Raw genomic sequence first — 6,459 nt, 5'->3', positions numbered from 1 at the left:
GACGAGGACGACGTCGTCCCCGGCCACGACCAGCAGCGCGGTCGCGGTGTCGGCGTAGGTGACGCCAGCCTTGCGGCCGCTCACCCGTCCGTCGGCGTAAGCCGCGGTGGTGCCGTGCACGTCGGTGAGCGCCGGCGTGAGCACCGCTCCCTCGACGATGGCGGCGAGGTGCTCCTTGCGCTGCGCCTCGGTGCCGTGAGCGCCGAGGGTCAGCGCGGCGCACGCGAGCGTCTCCCACGCGGGGACGAGCTGCGCCCGGCGCCCGGACTCCCGCAGGAGGACCGCGATCGCTTCGAGGCCCAGCCCGTCGCCGCCGTACTCCTCGGGGACCGGCAGCGCGGTCAGGCCCGCGGCCTGCCAGGCCGACCAGTCCCCCGGCCGGTTGCCCAGGGGGTCGACGTTGTCCCCGGCCCGGTCGAGCACCTCGGTGACGACCGCCCGTACGGCACTGATCTCTTCGGCATCCACGGACAGAACTGTAACGTGTTCTAGTTCCGGATGCGACCGTTGCCCATCCGCTCTAGGCTTCGCCTCGAACTCATGACGATGACGACAAGCACCGACCTGCGGCTCCGCGACCACGTCGACCGGCTGGCCGAGCAGCATCCGCCGCTGCGGCTCGACGACGTGGACTTCACCGTGCGCGACCGGAGCGCGTTCGCGCAGCGCTACGGGCACGTCCTCGACTACATGGCGAGGGTCGAGCTCGAGGTGGACCGCAACGTTCTCGAGCTCACCACGATGCTGCCGGACCCGCCGGAGATCGACCGCTACTTCTACGCCGACGTGTGGCAGCCGCAGGAGATCCAGCACGGCCTGATCCTCGACCGGCTGCAGGTCGAGCTCGGCCGCCCGCCCACGGTCGCCGACACCGACTCGGTCAGCTTCAAGCTACGCCTGCTGGGCACCCTCGCGCACCTGGACGCCTTCCAGGACGTGGTCCGGATACTCTACTACCTGACCGGCATGTCGACCGAGCGTTCCGCGGTCCTCGCCTACAACCTGCTCCACGAGGGCACGCTGGCGATGGGCGAGACGGCCGTTGCGGAGACGGTCATCGGGCCGATCAAGCGCCAGGAGCCCGGACACTTCGTCTTCTACCAGCTCTCCGCCCGCGCCCTGTGGGCCGAGCTGGCCCCCTGGCAACGGTGGCTGGTCCGGCGCCTGCGGACGATCTCCTTCGGGCCGGTCGGCACCAACAACGACGAGCAGCGTGCCGACTTCGGCGACGTCATGACGACCCTCGGCATCCCGGCCGACGACTCGTTCGCGGCTCAGGCGGTACGGGTGGAGCGCGAGCTGCTCTGGTCCCACCGGGCGGGCATCGACGTCCCGCCGTACGTGCTCAAGGCATTTCGCCGGTCGGTGGAGCTGGCCCGCGCACGCGCGGATCGGGACACCTGACCCACTCCAGGTGGAACCTGTTCTAGGGTGACGTCCGTGGGGACGATGGACGTGGTTCGCAAGGGCGTGTACCTGCCGTGGGCGCCGATCCCCGAGGGGCGGCTCGTCGAGCTGCCACTGCGCGGGGGGTCGACGTACGTGACCGACACGCCGGGCCCGGACCCCCACTCGCCGACCATCATCCTGCTGCACGCGCTGGGCTGCACCGGGCTGCTGACGTGGTTCCCTGCCATCCGGCCGCTGTCGAAGCGGTTCCGGGTGGTCACGATGGACCAGCGCTGGCACGGCCAGGGCATCCGCAGCGAGGAGTTCTCGCTCGCCGACTGCGCGGACGACGTCGCCGCCCTCATCGACCTCCTGGGCCTTGAGGACGTCATCGTTGCCGGTTACTCGATGGGATCCATCGTGGCGCAACGGGTCTGGCGGCAGCACCCCGACAAGGTGCAGGGTCTGGTGCTGGGCGCGACGACCGACAGGTTCCAGCTCAACCCCGTCGAGCGAGCGTTCTTCGCCGGCATGGGCGCGAGCATGGTCGCCGCTCGCGGCATGTCCCGCAGTCGTACGGCGACCGCTGCCGCCCGCGCCGCGAGCGGTCGGCTCGACCTCGACCCCAACGACATGCACGAGTGGGCGCTGCGGGAGTTCCGCTCGACCAGCCCGTGGGCGGTCGGTCAGGCGCTGGCGGCCCTGGGACGTCATCACTCGCGGCCGTGGATCCACCGGATCGACGTCCCCACCGCCGTCGTCGTCACCACCAAGGACAAGGTCATCCCGACCGAGCGACAGGTCCGCCTGGCCAGGTCGATCCCGGGCGCGACGATGCACGAGGTCGCGGCCGGTCATGCCGCGTGCGTCCTCAACGCCGAGCGGTTCGTGCCGGCGATGCTCGAGGCGGCGCAGACCGTCAACGCGCGGCGCCGCGACTTCCGTCGCCGTACCGTGGTCTGAGCGGGCGTCAGGCGCGCGCGGCGAGCGCCTTGCGCATCCGCTCCAGCTCGGCCGGGAAGTGCTTCACCAGGGCGTCGCAGTCCGGCACCGACTCGCGGCAGGCGATCGCCCCGACGTGGATGGTGCCGGCGTTGGACATCACCGTGATGTTGAGGCCCGCGCCGTGGAACACCGGGCCGAGCGGGTAGAGCGCCTCGATCCGAGCACCCGAGAAGTAGAGCGGGACGGGCGGGCCCGGCACGTTGGAGATCACCAGGTTGTGGACGACCGGGTGCTTCTCCGCGAGACGCAGGTTGGCGTAGGTCCGCACCGCGAGGCCGAAGACCCGCGGCGCGGCGAACTCGGCCCAGTCCTGCAGCGCGTCGGCGCTGATCGCGTTGTGGTGCTCCTTGGCGTGCCGGTTGCGCTCCGCCATGACCTCGAGCCGCTCGAGCGGGTCGTCGATGTCGGTCCCGAGCTTGGTGAACAGCGAGGAGACCTTGTTGGCGCCCTGGGTGCGCTTGGACGTCTCGCGCACGCTCACCGGGACCGACGCCATCAGGGAGGTGGTCGGCAGCTCGCCGCGCTCGTCGAGATAGGCGCGCAGCGCGCCGCCGGCGAGGGTGAGGACGACATCGTTGACGGTGGCGCCGGTCGTCTTCTTGATGTCGCGGATCTCTTGGAGGCTGACGTCGGCCAGACCGATCGCCCGGTGACCGGTGATGGTGCCGTTGAACGACGTCCGAGGCGCGGAGAACGGTGCCGCCATCGCGACGCCCTCCCGGGCTCGGGAGATGCTCTTGGTGATCATCTGGGCCGACGGCGCCAGCACCTTGGCCAGGGTGACCGGCTTGCTGCCGATGCCGAGCAGCGCACGCCCCAGGAGCTCGCGCTTGTCGGGGTCGCGGGGGTGGCTCTGCTTCGGGCCGAGCGCCAGCGGCGCGGCGTCCGCCTCGAGCGAGCACAGGTGCGAGATCAGGTTCGAGCCGGACACGCCGTCGACGGTGGCGTGGTGCATCTTGGAGAAGACGACCACCCGTTCCTCGCCGTTCGCGTCATCAGGCCGGTAGCCCTCGATGACCCACATCTCCCAGAGCGGTCGGGAGCGGTCCAACGGCAGGCCCGCGAGGTGCGCGCAGAGGTCCATCAGCTCGCGGTAGCCGCCCGGGCTCGGGACGGCGAGGCGGTGGACGTGACGCTCGATGTCGAACTGGCGGTCACGCACCCAGACGGGGTGGTCCAGGCCGAGCGGCACGCCACGGATCTTGCGGGTGAAGGCCGGGACGTCGTGGACGCTCTCGTCGATGCGCTTCTGCAGCGAGTCGAACGTGTAGGGCGTCGGCATCGTGGTCTGGTCGAGGACCATGACCGCGCAGACGTGCATCAGCTGCGCGGGCGTCTCCAGGTAGAGGAAGCTCGCGTCCAGTCCTGACAGTCGATCCATGTCAACCCCATGTCGCCCCGTGCCGATCGCCACACACCTAGAACAGGTTCCAATTTACCTCAGTTCGGCCGCTACCCTCGAATCATGGGTTTCACGCGGCGCCAAGCCGTCACCGCAGCGCTCACCGCCAACGCCATCAAGCCGCTCCCGGGGTTCCGGTTGAGCGTGGCCGCCTTCTTCCCGGGCTGGCTCACCGGCGAGCTGGCGCCGCACCTGCTCGCCCTGACCGCGGCTGACACCGCCGCCCAGGTCGCGCGCGGACGCGCCAGCCGCACCGGCCTCGTGCTGGCCGGCGCGAGCGCGGCGGGACTGGGCTACCTGATCACCCAGAGCCGCAGGGCCCTCCACGTCGCGGAGGACGCACTGGTCGAGGGCATCGGTCTCGACTACGTCGAGCAGCTCGACGCGGCCCCCACCCCGGCCGACCTCGCCACACCGTGGCGACGCGTGGCGAACCCGTTCGCGTTCGGCCGCGAGCGCCGCCGGGCGGGCGTCGACGTGGTCCGCAACGTCCCGTTCGCGCCGTACGGCAAGCGCGGCATGCTCGACGTCTACACCTCCTCCACGACCCCGCCGAAGGACGCCCCCGTCCTGCTGCAGGTCCACGGCGGCGCCTGGATCATCAGCAAGAAGGAGCAGCAGGGCCTGGCCCTGATGGAGCACCTCGCCGCCAAGGGCTGGGTCTGCGTCGCGGTCAACTACCGCCTCGCGCCGCGCGACCCGTGGCCGGCGCAGATCATCGACGTCAAGCAGGCGATCGCCTGGATCCGCGACAACATCGCCGACTACGGCGGCAACCCCGACTACATCGCGATCACCGGCGGCTCGGCCGGCGGCCACCTCACCGCCCTGGCGGCGCTCACTCCCAACGACCCGGACTTCCAGCCCGGCTTCGAGGAGGCCGACACCACCGTCCAGGCAGCAGTCCCCCACTACGGGGTCTTCGATCTCTCCGGCGCCAGCGGCCTGCGCAACGTCGAGCTGATGCGCGACGAGTTCCTCGCGAACTGGGTCATGAAGACGTCGTACCAGGACTCCCCCGAGGTGTTCGAGGCCGCGACCCCGTTGCTGCGGGTCACGCCGGACGCACCCGACTTCTTCGTCATCCACGGCCGCAACGACACCCTCGTCGGCGTCGAGCAGGCGCGTCAGCTCGTCGCCCGCCTCCGCGACGTCTCGAAGAGGAGCGTGGTGTACGCCGAGCTCCCGGTCACCCAGCACGCCTTCGACGTGTTCCCGTCGATCCGCTCCCAGCACATCGTGCGGGCGATCGACCGCTACCTGCACTGGCACTGGAACACCTGGCGCCGCGAGCGCACCTGACCCCCCGCCGAGTTGCCCGGGTTGCCCCGCCGAGTTGCCAGGGTTGCCCCGCCGAGTTGCCAGGGTTGCCCCGCCGAGTTGCCAGGCTTGCCGTTACGAAGTGTGGCAACTCGACCGCGCAAGAGGGGCGACTCGGCCGCGCAAGAGGGGCGACTCGGCCGCGCAAGAGGGGCGACTCGGCCGCGCAAGAGGGGCGACTCGGCCGCGCAAGAGGGGCGACTCGTCGGTCAGCGGGGCAGGCCGAGGATCCGCTCGCCGGCGACGTTGCGCAGGATCTGGGTCGTGCCGCCCGCGATCGACAGGCACCGGGTGTTGAGCATCTCCCAGACGTCCGCCGACAACCCGCCGGTCTCCTTCGAGAGCACCCCGAGGTCGGCGACCGCGTCGCCCTGGAGCTCGACGACCAGGGCGGACGACGTCTGACGGCTGCGGACGCCGAGCAGCTTGGCGACGCTGGACTCCGCTCCGGGGCCGTGACCGCCGAGGGCGCGCAGCGTGGTGCGGACGCCCAGGAGGCCGCAGACCGTGGCGAGCGCCACCGCGTGACCGACCTTGACCGCCTCGACCGGGCCCAGACCGTCGGCGGCCAGCTCGACCGCCCGCTCGACGCTCTTGCCGAGCCGGGCGCTCGCCATGGCGACCCGCTCGTTGGCCAGGGTGGTGCGGGCGAGCTTCCAGCCGTCGCCGGGCTCGGCCACGACGCAGTCGTCCGGCACGAAGACGTCGTCGAGGAAGACCTCGTTGAACAGTGCCTCACCGGTGATCTCCCGCAGCGGCCGGACGTCGATGCCGGCCGAGCGCATGTCGAGGAGGAAGTAGGTGATGCCCTTGTGCTGCGGCACGTCGGCATCGGTCCGGGCCAGGCAGATCGCCCAGTCCGCGCGCTCGGCGACCGAGCTCCACACCTTCTGCCCGGACAGGGACCAACCGCCGTCCACCTTGGTCGCCCTGGTGCGCAGCGAGGCGAGGTCGGAGCCGGAGCCGGGCTCGGAGAAGAGCTGGCACCAGGTCAGCTCCCCGAGGAGGGAGGACCGCACGAAGCGCTCGCGCTGGGCGTCGGTGCCGTGCTGGAGGATCGTCGGCACCGCCCAGCCGGCGATGACCAGGTCCGGTCGGGTGACGCCCGCGCGCGCGAGCTCCTGGTCGATGACGACCTGGGTGACCGGGTCCGCGGCGAGCCCGTAGGGCGTCGGCCAGTGCGGGGTCTGGTAGCCGCAGTCGACGAGCGCGGCACGCCGCTCGGCGCTCGGCAGGGCGGCGATCCGCTCGGCGGTCGCCCGCACCTCGGGCCGGATCGCCTCGTCGAGGCCACCGAGGTCGACGTCGACCCGGCGGCGGGTCCCGGTGACGGCGACGCCGGT

General features: G+C 71.3%; 6 protein-coding genes. 3 read left to right on the top strand and 3 right to left on the bottom strand.

Features of this window, described 5'->3' with window-relative positions; genetic code table 11:
* Positions 1 to 468 (bottom strand): acyl-CoA dehydrogenase family protein (locus H0487_RS21190; RefSeq protein WP_183096207.1); only part of this gene is annotated, 468 nt, incomplete at its 3' end.
* Between the two features lie 72 nt (positions 469 to 540).
* Here H0487_RS21190 and H0487_RS21185 point away from each other — a divergent pair.
* Together H0487_RS21185 and H0487_RS21180 are read left to right on the top strand one after the other, a co-directional pair.
* Positions 541 to 1,404, top strand: a complete 864-nt coding sequence (locus tag H0487_RS21185) for a GTP-binding protein LepA (RefSeq protein WP_246384131.1) — start codon at positions 541 to 543, stop codon at positions 1,402 to 1,404.
* A 45-nt stretch (positions 1,405 to 1,449) separates the two neighbouring features.
* Positions 1,450 to 2,352 (top strand): alpha/beta fold hydrolase, encoded by a 903-nt coding sequence (locus tag H0487_RS21180; RefSeq protein WP_183096208.1) that lies wholly within the window; start codon positions 1,450 to 1,452, stop codon positions 2,350 to 2,352.
* A gap of 7 nt (positions 2,353 to 2,359) precedes the next feature.
* Here the strand turns inward: H0487_RS21180 and H0487_RS21175 are convergent, their stop codons facing one another.
* Complete coding sequence (locus H0487_RS21175) at positions 2,360 to 3,775, bottom strand: WS/DGAT/MGAT family O-acyltransferase (protein WP_183096206.1); 1,416 nt, start codon at positions 3,773 to 3,775, stop codon at positions 2,360 to 2,362.
* Between the two features lie 84 nt (positions 3,776 to 3,859).
* On the opposite strand from H0487_RS21175, the gene H0487_RS21170 reads away from it, so the two are divergent.
* Entirely contained in the window at positions 3,860 to 5,098 is a 1,239-nt protein-coding gene (locus H0487_RS21170) for an alpha/beta hydrolase (RefSeq protein WP_183096205.1), read from the top strand.
* 227 nt (positions 5,099 to 5,325) lie between these two features.
* Here H0487_RS21170 and H0487_RS21165 read toward each other — a convergent pair.
* A partial coding sequence (locus tag H0487_RS21165; RefSeq protein WP_183096204.1) for an acyl-CoA dehydrogenase family protein occupies positions 5,326 to 6,459 on the bottom strand: 1,134 nt, incomplete at its 5' end.

Origin of the sequence: Nocardioides stalactiti (assembly GCF_014180715.1) — a bacterium.
Taxonomy (GTDB): Bacteria; Actinomycetota; Actinomycetes; order Propionibacteriales; family Nocardioidaceae; genus Nocardioides; species Nocardioides stalactiti.
Note: the sequence above shows the minus strand (reverse complement) of the source record. Positions and strands in the feature narration are given on the sequence as shown.

Coding starts and splice junctions, on each gene's coding strand:
- H0487_RS21185 (WP_246384131.1), top strand. CDS start 541: ATGACGATGACGACAAGCACCGACCTGCGGCTCCGCGACCACGTCGAC.
- H0487_RS21180 (WP_183096208.1), top strand. CDS start 1,450: ATGGACGTGGTTCGCAAGGGCGTGTACCTGCCGTGGGCGCCGATCCCC.
- H0487_RS21175 (WP_183096206.1), bottom strand. CDS start 3,775: ATGGATCGACTGTCAGGACTGGACGCGAGCTTCCTCTACCTGGAGACG.
- H0487_RS21170 (WP_183096205.1), top strand. CDS start 3,860: ATGGGTTTCACGCGGCGCCAAGCCGTCACCGCAGCGCTCACCGCCAAC.